Annotated in this window: 20 protein-coding genes and 1 pseudogene; 12 read left to right on the top strand and 9 right to left on the bottom strand. The window is 63.4% G+C overall.

Annotated features, from left to right (window positions below):
• Positions 1–163: 163 nt before the first annotated feature.
• Together SB822_RS17365 and SB822_RS17360 are read left to right on the top strand one after the other, a co-directional pair.
• A complete protein-coding gene (locus SB822_RS17365) occupies positions 164–451 on the top strand; it encodes a DUF4148 domain-containing protein (RefSeq protein WP_007731260.1) in 288 nt (95 codons plus the stop codon).
• A gap of 303 nt (positions 452–754) precedes the next feature.
• Entirely contained in the window at positions 755–1,012 is a 258-nt protein-coding gene (locus SB822_RS17360; RefSeq protein ID WP_244144549.1) for a M20/M25/M40 family metallo-hydrolase, read from the top strand.
• Positions 1,013–1,348: 336 nt separating this feature from the next.
• Here SB822_RS17360 and SB822_RS17355 read toward each other — a convergent pair whose 3' ends face one another.
• The 4 genes and pseudogenes from SB822_RS17355 to SB822_RS17340 all read right to left on the bottom strand — a co-directional run.
• Positions 1,349–2,845, bottom strand: coding sequence for an efflux transporter outer membrane subunit (locus SB822_RS17355; protein WP_090838684.1), 1,497 nt, complete (start codon positions 2,843–2,845; stop codon positions 1,349–1,351).
• The gene (locus tag SB822_RS17350) at positions 2,838–4,052 is read right to left on the bottom strand and encodes an efflux RND transporter periplasmic adaptor subunit (RefSeq protein ID WP_090838682.1); all 1,215 of its coding nucleotides are present in this window, start codon (positions 4,050–4,052) and stop codon (positions 2,838–2,840) included. The genes SB822_RS17355 and SB822_RS17350 overlap by 8 nt, the downstream gene beginning before the upstream one ends.
• On the bottom strand, positions 4,042–7,242 hold the full coding sequence (locus tag SB822_RS17345) for an efflux RND transporter permease subunit (RefSeq protein ID WP_090838680.1): 3,201 nt from the start codon (positions 7,240–7,242) through the stop codon (positions 4,042–4,044). Before SB822_RS17345 ends, SB822_RS17350 begins: the two co-directional genes overlap by 11 nt.
• A gap of 1,496 nt (positions 7,243–8,738) precedes the next feature.
• Positions 8,739–8,876 (bottom strand): annotated as a pseudogene (locus SB822_RS17340) (IS6 family transposase); the annotation flags it as partial.
• Between the two features lie 302 nt (positions 8,877–9,178).
• Between SB822_RS17340 and SB822_RS17335 the strand changes: the two are divergent.
• Positions 9,179–9,319, top strand: a complete 141-nt coding sequence (locus SB822_RS17335; RefSeq protein ID WP_165489452.1) for a hypothetical protein — start codon at positions 9,179–9,181, stop codon at positions 9,317–9,319.
• Between the two features lie 208 nt (positions 9,320–9,527).
• Here SB822_RS17335 and SB822_RS17330 read toward each other — a convergent pair whose 3' ends face one another.
• The gene (locus SB822_RS17330) at positions 9,528–10,094 is read right to left on the bottom strand and encodes a MarR family winged helix-turn-helix transcriptional regulator (RefSeq protein ID WP_007577288.1); all 567 of its coding nucleotides are present in this window, start codon (positions 10,092–10,094) and stop codon (positions 9,528–9,530) included.
• A gap of 327 nt (positions 10,095–10,421) precedes the next feature.
• On the opposite strand from SB822_RS17330, the gene SB822_RS17325 reads away from it, so the two are divergent.
• From SB822_RS17325 to SB822_RS17285, 9 genes are all read left to right on the top strand, one after another.
• Positions 10,422–11,684 carry an amidohydrolase/deacetylase family metallohydrolase gene (locus tag SB822_RS17325; protein ID WP_090838678.1) on the top strand — a complete coding sequence of 421 codons (1,263 nt, stop codon included), beginning with the start codon at positions 10,422–10,424 and terminating at the stop codon, positions 11,682–11,684.
• A gap of 18 nt (positions 11,685–11,702) precedes the next feature.
• Positions 11,703–14,111, top strand: a complete 2,409-nt coding sequence (locus tag SB822_RS17320; RefSeq protein WP_090838676.1) for a xanthine dehydrogenase family protein molybdopterin-binding subunit — start codon at positions 11,703–11,705, stop codon at positions 14,109–14,111.
• The gene (locus tag SB822_RS17315) at positions 14,108–14,944 is read left to right on the top strand and encodes an FAD binding domain-containing protein (protein ID WP_007577294.1); all 837 of its coding nucleotides are present in this window, start codon (positions 14,108–14,110) and stop codon (positions 14,942–14,944) included. The genes SB822_RS17320 and SB822_RS17315 overlap by 4 nt, the downstream gene beginning before the upstream one ends.
• Positions 14,941–15,453: a (2Fe-2S)-binding protein gene (locus SB822_RS17310; RefSeq protein ID WP_007577296.1), complete on the top strand. Its 513-nt coding sequence runs from the start codon at positions 14,941–14,943 to the stop codon at positions 15,451–15,453. Before SB822_RS17315 ends, SB822_RS17310 begins: the two co-directional genes overlap by 4 nt.
• Before the next feature lie 25 nt (positions 15,454–15,478).
• Complete coding sequence (locus SB822_RS17305; protein ID WP_090838674.1) at positions 15,479–16,159, top strand: SRPBCC family protein; 681 nt, start codon at positions 15,479–15,481, stop codon at positions 16,157–16,159.
• Positions 16,160–16,161: 2 nt separating this feature from the next.
• Positions 16,162–17,355, top strand: coding sequence for a DUF1116 domain-containing protein (locus SB822_RS17300; protein ID WP_090838672.1), 1,194 nt, complete (start codon positions 16,162–16,164; stop codon positions 17,353–17,355).
• Positions 17,352–17,741, top strand: a complete 390-nt coding sequence (gene hpxZ, locus SB822_RS17295; RefSeq protein ID WP_007577302.1) for an oxalurate catabolism protein HpxZ — start codon at positions 17,352–17,354, stop codon at positions 17,739–17,741. Before SB822_RS17300 ends, hpxZ begins: the two co-directional genes overlap by 4 nt.
• On the top strand, positions 17,741–18,943 hold the full coding sequence (locus SB822_RS17290; RefSeq protein ID WP_090838690.1) for an amidase: 1,203 nt from the start codon (positions 17,741–17,743) through the stop codon (positions 18,941–18,943). The genes hpxZ and SB822_RS17290 overlap by 1 nt, the downstream gene beginning before the upstream one ends.
• 74 nt (positions 18,944–19,017) lie before the next feature.
• Entirely contained in the window at positions 19,018–19,848 is an 831-nt protein-coding gene (locus SB822_RS17285; protein ID WP_079485591.1) for a phytanoyl-CoA dioxygenase family protein, read from the top strand.
• A 53-nt stretch (positions 19,849–19,901) separates the two neighbouring features.
• Here SB822_RS17285 and SB822_RS17280 read toward each other — a convergent pair whose 3' ends face one another.
• Genes SB822_RS17280 through SB822_RS17265 form a run of 4 tightly spaced genes read right to left on the bottom strand, consistent with a single transcriptional unit; the run spans position 19,902 to position 23,001 of the window.
• On the bottom strand, positions 19,902–20,813 hold the full coding sequence (locus SB822_RS17280) for an amino acid ABC transporter ATP-binding protein (RefSeq protein ID WP_090838671.1): 912 nt from the start codon (positions 20,811–20,813) through the stop codon (positions 19,902–19,904).
• Complete coding sequence (locus tag SB822_RS17275; protein WP_079485597.1) at positions 20,810–21,469, bottom strand: amino acid ABC transporter permease; 660 nt, start codon at positions 21,467–21,469, stop codon at positions 20,810–20,812. The genes SB822_RS17280 and SB822_RS17275 overlap by 4 nt, the downstream gene beginning before the upstream one ends.
• Positions 21,466–22,110: an amino acid ABC transporter permease gene (locus tag SB822_RS17270; protein WP_007577309.1), complete on the bottom strand. Its 645-nt coding sequence runs from the start codon at positions 22,108–22,110 to the stop codon at positions 21,466–21,468. Before SB822_RS17270 ends, SB822_RS17275 begins: the two co-directional genes overlap by 4 nt.
• 21 nt (positions 22,111–22,131) lie before the next feature.
• Positions 22,132–23,001, bottom strand: a complete 870-nt coding sequence (locus SB822_RS17265; RefSeq protein WP_090838669.1) for a transporter substrate-binding domain-containing protein — start codon at positions 22,999–23,001, stop codon at positions 22,132–22,134.
• Positions 23,002–23,044: the final 43 nt, after the last annotated feature.

Below are 23,044 nucleotides of genomic sequence, written 5' to 3'. Positions count from 1 at the left end.
AATCATTTGTAGAATGCAATTGATGAGCCTGCCAGATGGCAGGCTTTTATCTGCCTTGCACACAAAAATTCAGACACCCCCGTCAGGGGCGAGACAGATCCTTCGAAGAGAATAGATTGCGTGGACACCATCACGCCTTTTCGGTTCTCTATGGAAGGATGCAATGAAACTCATCCAGGCAGTCGCATTCACGGGTCTTTGCCTTATAACGGGTGCCAATGCTTTCGCGCAAACAACGCAATCAGGTCTCACGCGAGCGGAAGTACGTGCGCAACTAATCCAGGCTGAAGTAGATGGAATAGTGCCAGTAGACAAGCACGACTATCCGCCCAGTCCCGAAACGATCGCACGCAACAAGGCGCTCTATGCGCTCCGGCACGAGCACGGTTCGAACAATGCCGTCGCGTCGGCGCCGCAAGATGCAACCGACTCGAGTGCCATGACTAACTGACGCCACAGGTGATCACGTGTCCATGTATCCATTCGCTGAATGCGTGGACATTGAATGACGAAAGGGGGCATATTGCCTTTGCTGAAATTGATCAAGACTGATGGCGCATAGCGACGCGCGCAATCTCAGCAAATTCTTTTGGGCGTCTCATAGGCTAGATGCCCCATCGCTGCAATTTGTATCCTTGCAGAAAGTATCAAACCGGCAAGTGCCTTCTTGTGAATCACCACACATGGCTGAAATAATCGCCGCGCGTGCCGGAGGCAATGGCGCTTGTCGTTCCATGGACCGCGCTCAGCGTGGGTGCGGCCTCTGAATTATGCGGACAGCGCGACTCAGGTGGCGCTTGCGGCGGCACGCAATACCGTTGGCGACGATGCCGTGAGATCGGGTTGCAAGCCGTCGATGGCATCGGAAGACTTTGCGTTTATGGCACGCGTGAAACCCGCTGCGTATATCGGGATGGGTGTCGATGGTGCTACCGCGAGCGCGCCGCTTCACAACCCGCACTACGATTTCAACGACGACGCGCTGGTGAAGGCATTTTCCCGGGCAGCGTGAAAGACTTGCTGATCGCGTTAGACCTTCGTCATTCTCTTGCTCAAGTCCAGGAGGCTGAGCTCAATGTCGTGTCCGATTTGTGATGTTCAGGTGTTCACGTCGTCGTCCGTGCAGTGGGTGTGGCGATCATTCGACGCTCAAGCCCTCAACGTCGACCTTGCTCTTTCACCACCCAACTCGAACCATCTTTGGCGCAGACGCGATCACCGCGCCCGGCTACGGGTTCGCGCGCGATGCGCCTGTGCTGACCACCTGCGGCAGCAGCAGCGTCAGGCACGACGGCGTATGAGTTCAGGCCGATCAACGCACGGTGAGCAGCATGTTCGCGTCGGCGGCCTACCTGCCCGGCGACGGCGCTGCAGCGAGTGCGGGCGCCGTGTCGGTTTGCGCAAGCGCGTCGTCCGACCATCCTCCGCCGACCGCGTGGATCAGTTGCACGTTCGCACTCAGCTGACGGGTCTGGATGTCGATCAAGGCGCGCTGCGCGTCGAGCGCCGCGGTTTGCGCAGTCACCACGTCGAGATAGCCGATCGCACCTTGCCGATATTGCGTCAGCGCGAGATCGACCGAATGCTGCGCGGCCTGCGCGGCATCGCGTTGCTGGCCGAGGGCAGTGCCGAGATCCGATAGCAGCGTCAGGTTGTCTTCAACCTGCTGGAAAGCGGACAGCACGATGCCGCGATAGAGTGCGCCCGCCTCGTCCATTGAGGCTTTTGCCGCGTCGAGTTGCCCGCGACGCAAGCCGCCGTCGAACACATATTGGACGAGCTGAGGGCCGACCGTCCAGAAGAGGTTGGGCGCACTGAAGAGCCCCGCATAGGCGGCGCTTTGCAGACCGCCTTGCGCACTGAGCGTAATGGACGGAAAGTACGCGGCGCGCGCGACGCCGATCTTCTCGTTCGCCTCGGCGACGCGGCGCTCTGCGGCTGCGATGTCCGGCCGCCGTTGCAGCAGCGCGGAAGGCACGCCGACGGGGATCACAGGCAAGGGGATCGACGCGGTTTCTTCAGGCAAGGTGAACTCGGATGCCGACGCGCCGACCAGCACGGCGATCGCATGTTCGAGCAGCGCGCGTTGCGCCAGGTTTTGCGAAAGCATCGATTGCGCCGACGACAACTGTGTCTGCGCGCGCGACACGTCGAGACCCGCGACGATCCCGCCACTATGGAGCGTTTGGGTCAGTTGGAGCGCCTTCGCGAACTCAACCACCGACTCGCGCAGCAGTTGCGTCTGTTGATCGAGGCCGCGCAATCTGGCATAGCTGTCGGCAAGTTCGACCTGAAGGCTCAGTTGCACCGATGCGAGATCAGCCTTCGAAGCCTGTGCCTCGTCTTTGCCCGCTTTGACGGAATCGCGCACGCGGCCCCACAGATCGAGGTCATAGTTGATCTCGCCGCCGAGCGTCACCGAGTTGTAGTAGTCCGGGCCGCCAGCGCGCAGCGGCCGCGTGGCCGATTGCCGGTTGCGTTGCGGAACGGCGACTGCTGCGACGCTCGGGAAGAGACCCGCGCTCACCTGCTCGACGAACGCCTGCGCCTGCTGATAGTGCGCGAACGCAGCGCGCAGATCGGTGTTGTTCGCGATGAGCCGCTCTTCGAGGTCGTCGAGCTGCGTGTCGCCGTACATCTTCCACCAGCCGTCGCGGTTCAACTGGTCGGACGGTTTCGCGTCGACCCACGGGCCCATCGTCCGGTATTGCCCGGCAACGGGCGAGGGCGGCACCTTGTAGTCGGGCGCGAGCGAGCAGCCGGCGACGAGCGTCGTCCCGGCAAGCAAGGTGGGCAAAGCCCACGGCAGGCTGCGCGCACGCTTGTGGATTGCAGTTTTAACCATGGGCGCTTACCTTCTTGCCGCCAGTCGCGACTTCGACGGCGTCGCCGTTCGCGAGCCCGTCGGGCGGCGTATCGATCACCCGATCGGTCGGCTTGAGACCCGAGCCGATCTCGACGGCATCGCCGAGGTCGCGCGCAATCGTCACGCTTTTGAACATCACATGGCCGCCTGTGTCCAGTGTGGCGACGCGCAGCCCGTGGCTGTCGAACACCAGTGCGCTTGCCGGTACGCGCAGCGCATTCGCTTCGACGGGCAACCTGAACTGCAGGCTCGCGAAACCGCCTGGCAGCAGTTTGCCTTCTTTGTTGTCGACGAGCAGTTGTACCAGCGTCGAGCCCGAGTTCGCGTTGACGGCATCCGCCGAGGCGATCACCCGCGCAGCGAACTGCTGGTCCGGGTAGGCCGGCACGGTGAGCGTGGCGGTCGTGCCTTCGTGGATCAACGGCACATAGTTCTGCGGCACCTGCACGTAGACACGCAACTGCGTGACGTTGGACACGGCAAACAGTTCCTGACCAGCGCCTGCGCTGCCGGCGTTGATCAGCGCGCCAACGTCGGTGTCGCGTGCCGTGACGACGCCGTCGAACGGCGCGACGATCCGGGCAAAGCCTTTCGTAGCGATGAGGCGCTCGACGTTGGCCTGTGCGGCGGCGACGATCGCTTTCTTGGCGGCGTAATCGCCCGTGCGCTGGTCGACGTCCTGCTGGGCGACGGCATCCGTGCCGAGCATCGACTGCCAGCGCCTGGCCGTCGTCGCCGCCAGATCCGCATTGGCCTTGGCGCTGTCGAGATCAGCCTTTGCCTGCGCGAGCTGCTGGTCGAGCTCAGGCGTTTCGATCTCGGCGAGCGGCTGGCCCGCCTTGACGTGCGCGCCGATATCGACGTTCCACGCTTTCAGATAGCCGCTGACGCGCGCGAAGATCGGCGCGCGCGAATAAGCCTGCAGTTCGGACGGCAGCGTGAGCACGGGGCCGCTCGCATCGCGTACGGGCGCGATCACGTTCACGGTGGGCACGGCCTGTGAGTCGGTCCAGGTCTTCAGTTTGCGCGAATCTGTGGTCCGCAGCACGAGGCCCGAGACGACCGCGACGACCACGATCGCGACGCCGGCGACACTCGCGCCCGCCAGCCGCCGGGGCGTCCGCGTCCGCGCGGCGCTGGGCTCATAAGCGGACTGGCGAACGGGTTCAATCGGTTCAGATGACATGAGCAGTACCTCCCGGGGCAGACGATGCCGGGGTAGCCGCGCGCCCGCGGCGCGCGTGGATGATGCAGAAAACGACAGGCACGAAAAAGAGCGACGCCGTCGTCGCGAAGATGAGGCCACCGATTACCGCGCGGCCAAGTGGTGCGTTCTGTTCGCCGCCTTCGCCGAGCGCAAGTGCCATCGGCGCCATGCCGATGATCATCGACAGCGCGGTCATCAGCACCGGCCGAAAACGCGTGAAGCCCGCCTCGAGCGCGGCCTTGAAGGGATCGCCGTGCACGGCGAATCGCTCGCGGCAAAAGCTCACGACAAGAATGGAGTTTGCGGTTGCGACGCCCATGCACATGATCGCCCCCGTGAGCGCAGGCACCGATAGCGTCGTATGCGTCACGAACAGCATCCATACGATGCCGGCGAGCGCCGCCGGCAGTGCCGACACGATCACGAACGGATCGGCCCACGACTGGAAGTTTACGACGATCAGCAGATAGATCAGCGCCACGGCGCCTATCAGGCCAAACAGCATGCCTGTGAAGGCGCTGTTCATCGTTTGCACCTGGCCCAGCAGCGCCACCGACGAGCCTTTCGGCAGCGACTTCGCGTGACTTGCGACAACCTTCTGGATATCGGATGCGACTGCGCCGAGATCGCGGTCCTGGGTAGTCGCGAAGATTTCGACCATCGGCTGGATGTTGTACTGGCTCACGATCGAGTTGCTGTTCGTGCGGTCGAACGTCGCGAGGCCGCCGAGAATCTGCGGGTCGTTGCCCGCAGAGGTCGAAGAGGTGATCGGCAGATTCTGCAGCGACGACAGCGTATCGAGGCTGTATTGAGGCGTCTGCATCACGATCGGATACGACACGCCGTTCGCATTGTTGAGCCAGAAAGTCGGCGCGACCTGGCTTGAACCTGCGAGGTTCACAACCATGCTGTTCGTCACGTCCCGCTCGGTGATGCCGAGCAGTTGCGCGCGTGTGCGGTCGACGTTGACGTTGAAGGTCGGGTTGGCTTGCGACTGCTCGATGCGTGCGTCGACGACACCGGGCACGCGGCGAATGTCGCGCAGCAAACGGTTTGTGTATTCGAAATTGCCCGCGAGGTTATTGCCGCGCACTTGCAGATCGATGGGAGCCGGCGACCCGAAGTTCAGGATCTGGCTGATGATGTCTGCGGGGGGAAATGAAAACGTCACGCCCGGAAACTCGCGCGGTAGCCGCTCTCGCATTTCGCGTACATATTCGGCCGTCGGCCTGTGACCTTCATTCAACTCGATCTGAATGTCACCGTCCTGAGAGCCGATGATGCCCGTGTTGTTGTAAGCGGTGTTGATGCCGCTAACCGGCAAGCCGATGTTATCGACCACCGTGCCAAGCTCCGCGGGCGGCACGATCTGACGCACTGCCCCTTCGACGGCAGCCATGATCTCCGACGTCTTTTCCACGCGCTCGCCGATCGGGGCGCGCACGTGCAGCAGGATCTGCCCGGCGTCGACGGCCGGAAAGAAGTTGCGGCCAAGAAACGGCACCAGCGAAAACGAGAGCAACACAAAGCCAAGAAAACAGCCGATGAACATTCGGCGATGTGCGAGCGCCAGTTCGAGCAGACCGCGATAACTCTCGCGCACCTTTTCGAAGCGCGCCTCGAAGCCCTTCTGGAAACGCGCAAGCGGGCCGGGCGGGCGGCTTTCATGTGCATCGTGCGCAATGGCGTGCGGTTTGAGCAGGAAGTTGGCCATGGTTGGGACCAGCGTGCGCGACAGAATGAACGACGACACCATCGCGAAGATCACCGCCTCGGCCATCGGCACGAACAGAAAACGCGCCACACCGTTCAGGAAGAACATCGGCACGAACACGATGCAGATGCACAGCAATGAAACGAATGCTGGCGTGACGATCTGCGCGGCACCATCGAGAATGGCGGTCTCGACAGGTTTGCCGTGTTCGAGGTGCCAGTTGATGTTCTCGATCGTCACGGTTGCGTCATCGACGAGAATGCCGACCGCAAGTGCGAGGCCGCCTAGCGTCATGATGTTCAGCGTTTCGCCTAGCGCCGACAGCGTCGTGATGGAGCCGAGAATCGCGAGCGGAATCGACGTCGCGATGATGACCGTCGAGCGCCAGCTGCCGAGGAACAGCAGGATCATCAGACTGGTCAGTACCGCAGCGATCACCGCTTCGCGCGCAACGCCGCTGATTGCCGCGCGCACGAACAGCGACTGGTCGCCGATCGGCTCGACCTGCAGATTGTCCGGCAGCGCGGCGCGCGCATCGGCGAGGTGCTGCTTGATGCCGGCGATGATCCCGAGCGTCGACACGGAGCCGTTCTTCAGCACCGTCATCAGCACCGAGCGGTGGCCGTTCACGTGCACGATGTTGGTCTGCGGCGGACTGCCGTCACGCACGTTCGCGACATCGCGAACATAGACTGTCGTGCCATTCACCGCCTTAATGGGCAGGTCGCCCAGCTCGCGGATTGCGGCAGGTGCGTCGTTCAGTTGCAGGGTGTACTCGTGATCGCCCATCTTCGCGGTGCCGACGGGCGTGATCAGATTTTGCGTTGCGAGTGCATTTGCGACGTCCTGTGCGGAGAGGCCTCGAGCCTCGAGCTTCGACGGATCGACATCGATCTGAACCTGCCGCGTCTTGCCGCCGAACGGGTAGGGAATGGCCGCGCCCGCGACCGTCACGAGTTGCGGCCGCAACTGGTTCAGGCCGAGGTCGCCCAGGTTCTGTTCGCTGAGCCCTTTGCCCGACAGCGCGAGCTGGATGATCGGCACCGTCGACGCGTTGTAGTTCAGGATGAGCGGTGGCGTCGTGCCCGGTGGCAGCTGTCGCAACTGCGTCTGGGCGACTGCCGTCACCTGCGCATTCGCGGTCGCGATGTTCACGCCGGGTTGAAAGAAGATCTTGATGATGCCGAATCCGGCCACCGACTCGGCCTCGATATGTTCGACGTCGTTGACAGTGGTCGTGATCGTGCGCTCGAAGGGCGACGTGATCCGGCCGGACATCTGGTCCGGCGGCAGCCCCGTGTATTGCCACACGACGCTGATGACGGGAATGCGGATGTCGGGAAAGATGTCGGTTGGCGTCTTTATCGCGGACAGCGGTCCGACGATGAAGATAACGATTGCCAGCACGACAAAGGTGTATGGCCGTCGAAGGGCGATACGTACCAGGCCGAGCATGTGGATTTCCTGCAGAGCAAGTTTACTGGGAAAAGCGGGCTGCGCTCGCCCGCACTGCTCAAGGCAAACGTCGCACTATGCTTCGATAGCGTTCGTCCGTGCGGCTTGGTGGTGCAGGGCGCTGAGCCGTTCAGCAAGGCGCATTACGACGCATCCTCTGTCGCTAGACGTCTACGGACGAACAAAGCCGGAATGTACACAAAGGACCAGAATTCTGCTGGCGGGATTTATGAAGTTGGGACCGCGAACCAGATGCTTGAACAACTGGTTTGCGTGACGTGGTGTGATCGATTCTGCATCTTCCTAAACGGAAACAAGGGCTTAAGGAGACGGTGATAGAAGGTGCTATGAAAGGCAGAGTGCGTTTTCCGTCCGAAAGAGCTTTTATTACCAGTTATTAATGGCCTTTCAGATTAGCCGCTTGTTTCTTTCATCCTTATTGCGTTAATAGTCGATCCGTCAGGAATTGCCAGGACGAAATGGTGAGGTGGATTCACATGTCTACCGGGCGTTTCAGATGCAAAGCGCTGTCACTTCAATTTGTTTCCGCGCGGAAAGCATGGAACCGTCAAGTACCTTCTAGTACTTTCCAGAAGTAGTTGAAATAATCCTCGTTCATATCTGTGCGCGGTTGCCGTTATCGGTGTTGGTTCGGTTTCCATATCGGCAGGGCGGATTCTTGAGGGAGAGCATTGCATGATCGGTGGAGCGATCGTCCTTGACCTTCTTTTCTTATGTTTGGTACCAGCAGGTGTATGACCAGGCCAGTCAGCTCTTTCGCTCGCGCAGCCCAGGTGGCCCAGGCACGGCACGCCAAGGCAATGTTACTTCCACTCCCGCGCGCCGACGCCAACGCCACAGCATTGCGGATTCACCTCACGCTCGATCTGTTGCGCCGAGGGCAAGGGAATCTGCATGGCGTCCACCTTCTGGCGGACGTGATGGTTCTTGTCGTCCTCATCGCGGATCTACGCTTTGACAAAGTAACGCAAGCGCAGATATGCGCGGCGGAGGCTGCGATCGGCACGTGTGTAGAGTGTGGCCACCGAACCGGAGAATGGCACCTCGATCAAGTCGGTTTCGCTTCGTTGGCGACGATGGTGACTATCTATGACCGGCATCTGCATCGTGCCCCGGGCGGCGTGCTGTCGCTTGCATACGAACGTCTGAGGCACTTTCGTGCGCAGTCGCGCATTGAACATGAGAGCCGGGCCCGGGCGCCCCGAGTCCCGCTAGTTCAGCCGCAGTCCAGACAGCACCGCAAAGTCGCGGGTTTTGTGCGCGCGCTCATGAGCGGAAGGCTCATCGCGGCAATTTGTTTCCACGAGGTAACCATGACACTGTCAGGTGCCTTCTTGTGGTCGCCGGATGCGGCTGAAATAATCGGTCTACGTACCCGGGATCACAGTGTCCCGGACCCGGCAAGAACATAAGACTAGAACCTGAGAGCTGGCCATGACGCCAGGAATCATGCGTTGCTCGCATCGAGTCGTGCAATCTCTTTCCGGCGTGAAGCGCTTGACCCAGCGGATGATCGTCGTGTGCGCCAGCGACAGACCGCGCTCGGCCATCATTTCAGCGAGGTCCCGAAAGCTGAGCTTGTAACGCAGGTGCCAGCGCACGCAAAGGACGATAACTTCGCAATCAAAGTGGCGCCCGTTGAACTTCCGTCAATGTCTTTCAGCTTACGCATTGGCTCGTGCTCGTCAAAAACTCGAGCGTAACAGGCCGACGCATCCGAATTGCACCACAACCGTAAACCCGAGGCTTGGAATAAACCGATGCTCGCGGGCGTTATGTCTGGTGACGGTGCTGAAAGTGCCGCACTGTTCGGTTGCAATATAGCCATCGGGCTAGTCTGCCGACTGGGCGGGCACCGTAGTTAGTAAGCCGTTCGGTTGTCGCCACGAGGAATGCCACACTTATGGAGCTCAGAATGAACAGATCCAGGATTATTTCCGCTGTATTCGTTGTCTTCACGCTCGCACTTTCGTCGTTGGTGACGGGCTGCGCGTCGGAAGGTGGTATGGGTATGTCCAGCACCAGCAGCAGCGGTGGTAGCTCGGGCGGCTATTGACAATTGTACCGACACAGCGCAAGTGCTTTGCGCTGTGGGGTGCATTGCATTTTGAAATTAGCGCTGTGCGTTTCCTATCGGGGCGTTGGGCAGGTCCGACGGCGACGACGGGTGTCTATGGACGCATAGATTCGTCGATATAGCCGGCTGGGCTGCGGTGCAATTCCGATGCGCCGGTCTGTTACCCGTGGGCTTTTGACCTGTGGGCTCAGGTCGCGTCGACCGAACTCTCGTCCTGTGCAAGCAACTGGCTGTCGGGTAGCCGGAACGGCACAGGGCCTTCCGAGTTATTGGCTTCCACCAGCCGGATCATCTGCAGCATGAAGACATCGCGCTCAATGGGCGAAAGATGCTCGATGGTGCGATCGTGCGCGCGCTGCACGGCGCTCGCCATCTTCCTGATCAGGCGCTTGCCGGCGGGGGTGAGTTTCACCAGCCGCAAGCGCTTGTCGTGCTCTGCCTGCGTGCGGCGTACGAGTCCGCGTTCGTTGAGACGCGGAATAACCTCCGCGACGCTGGAGCGCTCCAGTCCGACTTCAATCGCGAGCGTGTTCTGATCCATCTCGCCGAGCGATTCTAGTGTGGTCAGCAGACTGTATTGCACCGGCGTGATGTTGAACTCGCCCGTTTCCTGGGCGAACAGGAAGGTGTGGATCTGATGCATGCGGCGGATCAGAAAGCCCGGCCGCGAGAACAGCGGCGAGCGCGCCTGCCGCTCGGCGAGCTCCGCACGGACGCTTTGAATGTCGGTGTGATCGGTGACAGTGGTTCGCATGGAAACGACTCTTGGGAAATGGACGAGCTACTAATGCTCCAATACGCATTCTAGGTCAGAATCGCGGCCAATCGCAAATGCGGGGTACACCACTGAATCACCATAAAAAGGCGTCGCGCATGGGCTTGGTGCGCGTGCGGGTATACATCGTCCGATTTGGTGCGAGGGTGTTTGAAAAAATCCGTGGTACGGCACGCATCTGGTGTGATGGTGTATCGCTAAACCTATGATTCAAAAAGAAAAACACGACTGACGAAGCAGCGCGGAAGAACCGGCACACAATTTGCGGTACACCACGCATCTTCCAACTCGGCTATCGCACCGTACATGTCACAAGTTCTGCTCAAAGGGGGGCGCGTCATCGACCCCGCCCAGAAGATCGACGCCACGCTCGACGTTCTGGTGGACAACGGCGTCATCGCCGCGATCGGCTCCGACGCCGCGAGTCAGGCGCCCCAGGCGGAACTGATCGACTGCAGAGGCAAGCTGGTGCTGCCCGGTCTCATCGATACGCACGGCCACATCTTTCAGTACGTCACGGGCCGCTTCGGCCTGAATGCGGATCAGTGCGGCGTGCAGTCGGGCGTGACGACGATCGTGGATCAGGGCGGACCGAGCTGCATCACGATTCCGGGCTTCCGGCATTACGTCGCGGAGCGCTCGGCCACGCGCGTGCTCGCCTTCATTTCCGCCTATCTCGTCGGCGGCCTCGAAGGGCACTATTATCCGGACCTGTATCGCCCCGATTGCCTCGATGCCGACGCAACCATCAAGTCCATCCGCGCGAATGCCGATCTCGTCAAGGGCATCAAGGCGCACGCTGAAATTGGCGGCTTCGCGCGCTGGGGTCTCGACGTGATGAAGATCGCCGCGAAGATTGGCCGTGGCGCGGAACTGCCGCTGTATATCCACTTCGGCCAATTGTGGCCGAAGCCCGAAAGCGGCAGTCTGCCGGTGCGGCCAGATTCCATCTTCAATCAGGTGGTCGAGACGCTCAAGCCAGGCGATATCCTGGCGCATCCGTTCAGCCGGCATCCGGGCGGCTTCGTCGAGGAGAACGGGCAACTGCATCCTCTCGTGCATGAAGCGGTCGCGCGCGGCCTGAAGATCGACGTCGGCCACGGCTCGCATTTCAGCTTCAAGACGGCGCGCATCGTGCTCGATGCGGGCGTCGTGCCCGACACGCTCGGTGCGGACATGCACGGCTACAACACACACGTGCCCGCGCCCGCCGGCACGCCCGACAGCCATCCCGACGAGGAGCATTCGTTCCTCGGCCGCACGCAGTTCAGCCTCGTGAGCGCGATGACCAGCATGCTCGCGCTCGGCCTGCCGCTGCAACACATTGTCGCGATGGCGACCTGCAACGCCGCGAAGATGGTCGGCATGGAAAACCAGATCGGCTCGCTGCAAGTGGGGCGGGGCGCGGACATCAGCGTACTCGACGACCGTCGCGGCCGCTGGATACTGGAGGACAACGAAGGCACGCAGGTCATCACCGACCGCATGCTGTCGCCGCTGTTCTGCCTGCGCGACGGCGTGCGTCACGACTCTGTCTCTCCGACGCTGCCGCTCGCGCGCGCCGCCTGAGAACGCGAGGCTCACACAATGATCAAACGTCCCCACAAACGCATCGACAACAATCGTCCGCAAGGCATCGGCGCCTCGCTTACGCGCAAGGAAGACGAGCGCTTCATGCACGGGCGCGGCGAGTATGTTCCCAACATCCGCATGGTCGGGATGGTCGATGTGGCGTTCGTGCGCAGCCCGATCGCGCACGGTCATATCGTCGGCATCGAGAAGCCGGAGGCGTTCGCGCACGCCGTCTATACGCTGGCCGATCTGGAGGGCGTGAAGCCTATTGTCGCGAATTCGAGTCTGCCCGGATTCAAGCGCTCGCAGCAGCCTGTGCTCGCGAGCGGCAAGGTGCGTCAGGTCGGCGAGACAATCGCGATGTGCGTGGCCGCGACGCGCGCCGAGGCCGAGGATATCGCCGCACAGGTCTTCGTCGATTTCGAGGAACTGCCCGCTGTGGTCGACATGCTCGACGCGCGCCGTGAAGACTCGGCGCTGGTGCACGAGCACTGGGGCGACAACGTGTTTCTCGAAACCTTCGTCGATGCGAACCCCAACGTCGATCTCGACGCGATCCGCCGCGATGCGCCCATCCGCGTGCATCGCAAGCTGCGCACGGCGCGGCAGAGCATGGCGCCGATGGAAGGGCGCGGCGTTGTCGCGCACTGGGACCGCCGCCTGTCGCAACTGATCGTGCATACGTCCGCCCAAATGCCGCACATCACGCGCACGGGCCTCGCGGAATGTCTTGGTCTCGACGAAGGACAGGTGCGCGTGATCGCGCCCGATGTCGGCGGCGGCTTCGGCTACAAGGGCATTCTGCTGCCCGAGGAGGTCTGCTGCGGCTGGCTCGCGATGCAACTCGAGAAGCCGGTGCGCTGGATCGAGGACCGCCGCGAGCAGCTCACCGCTAACGCGAACTGCCGCGAGCACGATTACGACATCACGGGCTATGCGGATCGCGACGGCCGTCTGCTCGCGGTCGAATGCGATGCGCACGTGGATTCGGGCGCGTATTCGTCATATCCGTTTTCCGCGTGCCTGGAAGCGGCGCAGGTCGGCAGCATCCTGCCGGGGCCGTACAAGATGGATCGCTTCCGCTGCCGCACGTGGTCGGTTGCAACCAACAAGCCGCCGATCCTCCCGTATCGCGGCGTGGCGCGAACGGGCGTGTGCTACGCGATCGAAACGATCATGGATGCGATCGCGCTCGAAGCGGGTCTCGAACCGTACGAGGTGCGTCTGCGCAATCTCGTTCAGCCGCACGAGATGCCTTTCGACAACATCACGAAGAAGCATTTTGACAGCGGTGACTATCCCGAGGCGGTGCGTCGCGCGATGGCCGCGATCGACCTGCCCGCCGTTCGCGCACGTCAGCAGCGCGGCGAGCCGGACGGCAGGCGTATCGGCTTCGGGATGTCGATCTTCTGCGAGCAGGGCGCGCACGGGACGTCGGTGTATCACGGCTGGGGCATTCCGATGGTGCCGGGCTACGAGCCCGCCGTGATCCGCCTCACGCCCGACGGCGTGCTCGAAGTGCGGGTGGGCGTGCATTCGCACGGGCAGAGCATGGAGACCACGCTCGCGCAGATCGCCCATGAAGTGCTCGGCATCGACACGGACCGCGTGCGCATCATTCTCGGCGATACGGGCGTCACGCCGTATTCCACCGGCACGTGGGGCTCGCGCTCGATCGTGATGGCGGGTGGCGCGGTTGGTCGCGCTTCGAAGGAGCTCAAGGAGCGGCTGTTGAGGATTGGCGCACACCTCCTTCAGGAGCCGATGAGCGAAGTGCGCTGGGAGAACGGTGCCGTCGTCGGCAAGGAGGCGCGGCGCACGTTGCAGGACATCGCGCGCACGTGGTATCTCGCGCCGCAACTGCTGCCGCCCGATGTCGATCCGCGCGGCCTCGAAGTCTCGACGTCGTATCAGGCGAGGCGCGATTCGGGCACCTTCAGCTACGCGTGTCATGCGGTGGTCGTTGCTGTCGATCCGGCGCTCGGCCAGACCGAGATTCTCGACTACGCCATCGTGGAAGACGGCGGCGTGCTCATCAATCCGATGGTCGTCGACGGACAGGTCTACGGAGGCGCGGCGCAAGGCATCGGCACGGCGCTCTATGAAGCGATGCCCTACAGCGAAGACGGCCAGCCGCTCGCCTCGACGCTTGCCGATTACATCTTGCCGGGTGCTACGGAAGTGCCCGCGATTCGCATCGAACATATGGAGACGCCGGCTCCTTATACGGAGTTCGGGCAGAAGGGCATTGGGGAGAGCGGGGCGATCGGTCCGCCCGCTGCAATCGCCAATGCCGTCAACGATGCGCTGCGCGAACTCGGTGTGCGCATCGACCAATTGCCGATCACGCCGCGCCTGATCGTCGAAGCGCTCGCGAGGCAGCGTGAACAGCAAGCCAACACGCTGAAAGGAATGCCCGCATGAAAGCCGCGACCTATGACTACGCAAAACCGCTCGCCTGCGATGAGGCGATCGCGCTCATCAGCCCCACCGACGGCATGGGCAAGTTCGTGGCGGGGAGCCAGTCGCTTGGGCCGATGATGAACCTGCGGCTCGCGCAGCCCGAAATGCTCGTTGATCTGCGCGACATCGTCGCGCTGCGCGCGTGTTGCATTGAAGGCGAAGCCGTCACGCTTGGCGCGTGCATCACGCATGCGGAGATCGAGGACGGCAAGATCGACACCGGCACGCGCGGCCTCATGGAGCATGTCGCGCGCGGCATCGCCTATCGCGCTGTGCGCAATCGCGGCACGCTCGGCGGCAGTCTCGCACATGCCGATCCCGCTGCAGACTGGATCAATACGATGCGCGCGCTCGATGCGGTGTTTCTCGTCTCGGGTCCTAAAGGCGCACGGGTGATAAGTAACGGCGAGTGGATGGCAGGCGCATTCACGACCGCGCTCGATCCGGACGAGATCCTCACCGGCGTGCGCTTCGCGCGCCTTTCGCCGACGGCGCGCTGGAGCTACTACAAGTTCAACCGCAAGCCGGGCGAGTTCGCGGAGGCTATCGCGGTGTTCATCGACGACGCGGCGCGCGGCGTGTGCCGCGCCGTGATCGGCGCGATTGACGCGCCGCCGTACGCGATCGACGATGCCCGCGCGCTGCTTCGCGACGCGGATCCGAACACATCGTGCTTCGATGTTCATCTCGAAGCGGCGGGCATCGAAGCGGGAAGCTACGAACACGAGGTGCATCGCGTCGCGCTCGTGCGCGCAGCGGCAGGCATTCGCAATCAGGACGGGAAAGCATCATGAGCGACCCATTCATCAAGACAATCGAACTCGTCGTCAATCAGGCTTGCGTCGCGGACCGCGTCGAGCCGCGCACCAGCCTCGCGGATTTTCTGCGCGAGCAGCGCATGCTGTGCGGCACCAACATCGGCTGCGAGCAGGGCGTCTGCGGCGCGTGCACGATCGACGTGGACGGCGTGCCTACACGCTCCTGCATTACGCCCGCGATCAGTTGCGCGGGCAGTGCGGTGCGCACTATCGAAGGTTTCGACGACGACGTGACCATGAACGAACTGCGCGCCGCGTTCACCGCCGAGCACGCGCTGCAATGCGGTTACTGCACGCCGGGCATGCTGATGACCGCGCGCGACATCGTCACGCGCCTGCCCGATGCCGACGACGCACGCGTGCGCCTCGAACTCTCCGGCAATCTGTGCCGCTGCACCGGTTACGTGGGCATCGTGCGTGCGATCCGCCGCGTGCTCGATGCGCGTCGTGCGTGTGCGGCCGCGCCGCTCGCGGTGACCGCCTGAAACATCGAATACGGATTGATACGCAATGGAAATCGAACAAAGCTTCACCGTGCCGTATCCGCGCGATGACGTGTGGGCGCGCTTTCACGATACGCCTGGTATCGTCGCGTGCCTGCCGGGCGCGTCGCTCACCGCGCCCGTCGATAACGGGATGCTCAAGCTGGCGATGACCGTCAAGCTCGGACCGATCGTCGCGTCGTTTGCGGGCGACGGTGAAATGAAGCTCGACGATGCGCAGTATTGCGGCAGCATCACCGGAACCGGCGTGGACCGAAAGAGCGCGTCGCGCGTCAAGGGCGTGGCGTCGTTCGCGCTTGAAGAGGCGGCGGGCGAAACGCGCGTCGACGTGAAGGTGGATTACACGATCGGCGGCAGCCTCGCGCAGTTCTCGCGCAGCGGCATCGTGAAGGAACTGGCCACGCGCATGACGGAAGCGTTCGCGGCGAATCTCAAGGCGAAGCTGGACGAAGCGGGAACGGCGGCGGGCAGTGCGGTCGCGCAAGCCGACGCAACGCCCGTCGCGCAGGCAGCTACTGCAACGGAGCCGTCCGGCCCTGAAGCCGAAGCGCCCGTGCAAGCGCCGCGCGTCGAATCGCGTCCGGCCGCGCGCGTTCAACCGGTGAACGCGCCACTCGATGTCGGCAATCTGTTCTGGAAGATGCTGTGGTCGCGCCTGCGCGGCATTTTCAGCTTCGCGAGCCGCTGACCATGCGCGCCGATGATGCCAATGCGATCGCCCTGAGCCGCGTCCATGCGGTGTGTCCGCAATGGCGCGGCGTCGTGGCGGCGCGCGACGCGGTGGGTCTCCCGGACTTCACGCTACTGCACGCGGGGCCGCCGTTCGACGACCCGCGCAAGCCCTCCGCGCCAGTGCGCTCGTCGGCGATCCTGTGTTGTCTATACGAAGGCTGGGCAAACGACGAAGCGCACGCCGAGCGGCTGATCGAGCAAGGCGAAGTGCGCCTCGAATGCGCGCAGTCGTACGGTGTGGTGACGCCGCTCGCCGCCGTCGTTTCTCCGCGCACGACGCTGGTCGAAGTCACGGATGCGAGCGATCCCGCAGCCCGCGCGTGGTCGTTGCTGGGCAGCGGCGCGGGCCCGCAGATCCGTTTCGGCAGCCGCGACATGCGCATACTCGAACGCATGCAGTGGCGTGACTCAGTGCTCGCGTCCGTGCTCGACGAAGCATTGGCGCACGGCCCGCTCGATCTGCTCGCACTGGCGCAAGCCGGGCTCGATGACGGCGACGACCTGCATGCGCGCACCACCGGCGCCACCGCCGCGCTGCGCGCGCAGCTCGCCTCGCGTCTGGATCATGCCGACATCGACGCGATGCTCGCGAGGACACCGCTCTTTTTTCTCACGCCCTGGATGGCCGCGTGCGCACTGATGCTGTCGGCGGCAGCGCGAGCGGGCCAGTCGAAATCGACGCTCGTGGTGGCGCTGGCGGGTAACGGTGAGCGCGTGGGCATCCGGCTGGCGGGCGCACCATCGCGCTGGATCACCGCCGATGCACGCGCGCCGGAAGGCCCGCGCATCGATCCGCAACAGCAGGCGGCTGCCGCGCCGCTCACCGGCGACAGCGGCGTCATCGACGCGGCGGGGTTCGGCGCGCAGGCGCTCGCATTCGCACCGGAACCCGCGCAAGCGTTCGAAGCATACCTGCCCGCCGGTTGGCGCGACAGGCAAGCACGCATCCATACGGAATCGCATCCCGCGTTCGGGCGATTGCCCGGTGTGCTCGATGCCGCGCGCGTCGTTCAGGAAGGCGTCGCGCCCCTTGCCGCGATCGCGATGATCGGTGCCGACGGGCGCGCGGGCCTGCTGGGCCGCGGCCTTTATACGGCGCCGCCCGAACTATTCGCGCACGCTCTGAGCAACCTCTCTGGTGAAGCCGCATGAGCGCAGCACCGATCAACGATCCCGCGACGCTCGCGGCCGTCGAAGCGGCATTGGATGAATACGAGCGCGCGCTCACGACCAACGATGTTCCCGTTCTCGACGCGCTGTTCTGGAACAGCCCGCATACGCTGCGCTACGGCGCGACGGAAAACCTGCAAGGCTACGATGCGATCCGCGCTTTTCGTGCGCAGCGTCCGGGCAAGGGCCTGATGCGAGACGTCATCGATCGTTCAGTGACCACTTTTGGCGCGGACTTCGCTGTCGCCAACATCACGTTCTCGCGCGCGGGCGAGTCACGCATCGGCCGCCAGTCGCAGACGTGGGCGCGCATCGACGGTCAATGGCGCGTGGTCGCGGCGCATGTCAGCTGGATGGACCCGTCGTGATGCGAAACGATCTGCTGCAACCGGGCCTGCACGGCGCATTCGTTGCCGATGGCTTCGATGCGCTGCCCGCCGCCGCGCGGCCGCCGCGCACGGGCGACAAGCTCGCGGGCCTGCGCCTCGCAGTAAAGGATGTGTTCGATATCGCCGGGCTTCGCACGGGCAGCGGCAATCTCGCGTGGCGTGACCAGCAGCCGGTCGCTGCCCGGACCGCGCTGGCCGTTCTCGGGTTGCTCGAAGAAGGCGCGCAATGGATCGGCAAGACCGTCACGGATGAACTCACCTACAGCCTCGCCGGCGTGAACGCGCACTACGGCACGCCCGTCAACCCCGCCGATCCGGCGCGCATCCCGGGCGGATCGTCGTCGGGATCGGTCGTGGCCGTGGCAGCGGGTCACGCGGACATCGCGCTCGGCACCGATTGCGGCGGCTCGGTGCGTTTGCCTGCGAGCTATTGCGGCGTGTGGGGCATGCGGCCCACACATGGCCGCATCGCGACGGACGGTTGTCTCACGCTCGCGCACAGCTTCGACACGGTGGGCTGGTTCGCGCGCGACGGCCGCACGCTCGCCGACATCTTCGAAGTGCTGGCGCGCAGCGTCGTGATGGCGGGCGACGAACCGTTTGCCCTGCACGTGCCGCGCAATCTGCTCGCCTGCGTCGATGCGCAAGTCGCGGCGCGCTTCGAGGCGTCGCTGCAAGTGCTCGGCGATGTGGTGACGTTCGTCGCGCCCGAGGCGTCGCTTGCCGATTGGGCGCAGGCGTTTCGTGCGTTGCAGGCGGCGGAAATCGCGCAACGCTACGGACCGTGGGCGCGCGCGCATGCCGCGAGCTTCGGCTCCGATGTCGGTGCGCGTTTCGAGATGAGCTTGACCATCACGCACGAACAGATCGCCGACGCGCAGCGCGTTCGCGTCGAAGCGATCCGGGCAATGGCCGATGCGCTTCCGCAAGGCTCGTACTGGCTCGTGCCGACGGTGCCGGGCGTCGCGCCACGCGCCGATGCTTCGGCGCAAACGGTCGATAACACGCGCGCGCGTTCGCAGCAGATGCTCTGCGTCGCGGGCCTCGCGGGCCTGCCGCAAGTGAATATGCCGTGGATGAGCTTCGACGGCGCGCCCGTCGGCCTGTCGCTGATCGGCGCGCGCGGCGCAGACGAAGGTGTGCTGCGCACCGCGCGTGCGGTGCACGAAGCCATGCGGTAAGTTTTCGCCAGGACGTTGCCTGGCGATTGATGAGCAAGCGTCTCTCCGATCGAAGCACACCCAAAGGAACGTCCATGACGAAGCACCTGACCGAAGCGCAGATCGCGCACTTCAAACAGCACGGCTATGTCTACCCGATGCGCGCGATCAGTGCGCAAGAGGCGGCGGAGTATCGCCGCGTCATCGAGCAATACGAGGCGTCTTCCGGCGAGGACGTCAACAAGACCCTGAAAATCAAGGGTCATCTCGCCCTGCCGGCGATCGTCGAGCTCGCGCGTCGTCCGGCCATTCTCGATGCCGTCGAGGATCTCATCGGGCCGGACATCATGCTGTTCGGCGCGTCTATCTTCGCGAAGAACGGCCGCGATCCGCGTTATGTGTCGTGGCATCAGGACTCGACGTACTTCGGGCTCACGCCGCACGAGGAAGTGACCGTGTGGGTCGCGCTCACGCCCGCGAACTCAGTCAACGGCGTGTTGCGCGTTCTGCCCGGCTCGCACAGCGGACCCGACTTGAAGCACGTCGAAACCTATGCGAAGGACAACATGCTCGCGAAAGGGCAGACGCTTGTCGGTATCGACGAAGCCCTCGCTGTCGAAATGCCGCTCCAGCCCGGCGAATTCTCGATGCATCACGAACGCACCGCACACAGCTCGCTGCCCAACCGCTCGGACGACAGACGCATCGGCTTCGCGTTCTTCTATGTGCCGGCGCATGTCCGTTCGGCCTCGGGCCGCCGTCGCGCGACGCTCGTGCGCGGCGTCGACCGCTTCGATCACTGGGACCCGGACACGCTGCCCGAATACGACTGCGATCCGCGCTCGATGAGCGAACTCGCGCAAACGTGGGGCAAGTATAAGGATGGGGAAGTGAAACAGGCAGCGGATATGATCGCGCCGCAATGATTGGCACAACGCTCATCGTGGCGCGTCGAACGCCGCGATGAACGTTTGCCTTATCAGGCGAGCTTCGAAGCCTCGCTCCAATCGTCGGCCGCCTGGTCGGCTGCATGATGCGGCGAGCGGAAACGTGCGAGAAACTGCCGCGCGCGCGGCGTCTGCGGCGCGCTGAAGAACTGCTTGGGCGGGGCGCTCTCGATCACCTGACCCGCATCCATGAACACGACGCGGCTTGCCACTTGCCGCGCGAACTCCATCTCGTGCGTGACGATCACCATGGTCGCACCTTCCTGCGCGAGCGAGCGCATCACGTTCAGCACTTCGCCCACGAGCATCGGGTCGAGCGCGCTGGTCGGTTCGTCGAACAGCAGGATGTCGGGTTTCATCGCGAGCGCACGCGCGATGCCCACGCGCTGCTTCTGTCCGCCAGACAGCCGCGACGGAAACGCATCCATCTTGCCCGCGAGACCGACGCGTTCCAGCAAACGTTCGGCGTCCGCGCGTACTTCGTCGCGCGGACGCCCGAGCACGTGCAACGGTGCTTCCATTACGTTCTGCAGTACCGTCAGGTGCGGCCACAGCGCGAAATGTTGAAACACCATGCCGATGCGCGCGCGCGAACGCGCGAGTTCGGCGTCGCTCATCTTGATGGACGAACCTTCGCGCACGCCCATGCGCCGGCCGGACACATGGACCGTGCCCGCGTCGGGAATTTCGAGCCAGTTCACGCAGCGCAGCAGCGTCGACTTGCCACATCCCGACGGTCCCAGCAGGCACACGGTCTCGCCCTTGTGCACGGTGAGCGAGACGTCGCGCAGCACCTGGTTCTCGCCGAACGACTTCGAGATGCCGTTGAGTTGCAGGACCGTTTCCGCGCCGGGCCGCACCGCCTCGCCGCAAAGGCTGGACGAAGGTCCGGCCGCATCGGCTGCGCGCATGATGATGGGCGGGACGTCGTTCGAAATGTTCATGCTCTGCGTTCCTCGGCGAATCTCGACAGTAAACCGCTGCCGCCTTCGATCACGAGGCAGATGGCCCAGTACAGCAGCACAGCCGTGATGAACGCGGCAAACGGAATGAAATATGTGGCCTGAATGCCGTTCATCTGATGTGTGAGCTCGCCCACCGCGATCACCGTGAGGAACGCGCTGTCCTTGACGATCTGCACGAGCTGGTTGCCGATCATCGGCAAGGCAACCGTGAACACCTGCGGCAGGATGATGCGGCGAACCAGACCGAATCCGTGAAAGCCGTAGGCGCGCGCGGCCTCGATCATCGGCGTGGGCAGGCCGGCCCACGCGCCGCGCAACAGCTCGGCCATGTAGGCGGTGTTGTAGAGAATCAGCGCGATCGCGCCGGCCCACCAGTTCGACAGGCGGATGCCCGCCGAGGGCAGACCGAAATAGATCAGATAGACGAACAGGAGGAAGGGCGCACAGCGCATCGCGTCGACATAGAGGGTCGCGAGGCGCGCGATCGCCGGGCGCTTCGACATCAGCGCGGGCGTGAGCAGCGCGCCCAGTACGAGCGACGCAACGGCCGCCACCGCAAGCAGCCCGAGCGTGTCGAGCAGACCCGACAGCACGTCCGCGCGCTGTTGCCAGACGATCAGAAAGTGCTCCGTCATGCACGAGCCTCCACGGGTTGGCGGCGCTCGATCACACGCTGCGCCTTGATGAGCACGAACACGATGAGCCCGTAAAGCACGAGCGCAAACACGAAGGGCGGTAAAGGATCGTACGTGCGCGCACCGACACGCAAGGCCGCGCGCGTGATTTCGACGATACCGATGACCGCGACCGCGGGTGTCGACTTGATCTGCAAGGTCATCTCGTTGACGAGACCCGGCAGGCTCGCGCGCCAGATCTGTGGCATCACGATGCGGCGGAAGCGCACCGTGCGCGGCATCGCGAAGGCGAGAGCGGCGTCGTATTGATCGCGCGGAAAGTTGATCAGGGCCGCGCGCCAGATCTCGCAGTTGAACGCGGCGGTGCTGATGGTGAGCGCAAGTATCGCGGCGGGTGTCGGATCGAGCGAGATGCCGAACTGCGGCAACGCGAAGAAGATCAGCAGCGTGAGCGTCACGGCGGGACACGAGCGAATGAGGCTCACGTAAGCGACGACGACGCGGTTCAGGAACGGCACGCGGGCCCAGCGGATCAGCGCGAGGCCCAGCCCCAGCGGCACGCCGAGCACGATGCTGGCGACCGAGAGAACCACGGTCGCCAGCGCGCCCTGAGCGATGCTCCAGTAATCGAAGGCGTTCATCGATGCGGGATCACGAAGGCGTCAGTTGACCGACTGCGGCATGTCCTTGTAGCTCGCACCGAGCCACTTCTGCTGAAGCTGGTACATCTCGCCGCTCTTGCGCAGTTCGAGCAGCGCGGCGTCCACCATCTTCAGCACGTCGGTGTTGCCCTTCTTCACGGCCCAGGCGATGTAGGTTGGCTTGCCGATTGCCTGACCGACGGCGAACGCATCCGGCCGGGTCTTGACGAGGGAGTTCAGGCTGATCTGGGTGTTGGCGACGGCGTCGACACGTCCCACGCCAAGATCCTGATACGCCTCCGGGTACGACTGGTATTCGACGATTTGCTTGATGCCATTTCCGCCGTGTTTCTTCTTCAACTGCTCATCGAAGAGTTTGAGGTCCGCAAGCATGGCGCTGCCCGTTTCTGCGCCGACGACCTTGCCGACGAGATCGTCGGGGTTCTTGATCGGCGAATCTTTTTTGGTCGCGTAGAAGGTGATGGATTCGCAGGTCGGGGTTGCGAAGTCAAAGATCTTTTTGCGCTCTTCGGTGACGAGCACGGCGGTCAGCGCCATGTCGTATTTGCCGGTGGTCACGCCCGGCAGAATGCCGGACCACGGCATGACTTGCTGTTTCACGTCCACACCGATCTTCTTGCGTACCAGCGCGAGCAGATCGTTGTCATAGCCGGTGTTCTTGCCTTCAGCAACGAATTCGAACGGGGTGTAGTCATCCTCGGTCGCGACGCTCAGATAGCCGCGCGCCTTGATTTCCTCGGCGCTCGCTGCATGCGCCGCATGAACGATGCCTAAGGTGGCGACGAGCGCAAGCGCGCATGTGCGCAGCAGCGTAACGGCGGTGCGCTGTTTTGACTGGCCAGGATCGCGGCGGGTAAGACGGACTGACATGAAGAGCCCCTTTGGTAGTGGTAGCAACCGCGCGCAAGGCTTC

Origin of the sequence: Paraburkholderia sp. SIMBA_054 (genome assembly GCF_046534875.1) — a bacterium.
Classification (GTDB): domain Bacteria; phylum Pseudomonadota; class Gammaproteobacteria; order Burkholderiales; family Burkholderiaceae; genus Paraburkholderia; species Paraburkholderia hospita.
Note: the sequence above shows the minus strand (reverse complement) of the source record. Positions and strands in the feature narration are given on the sequence as shown.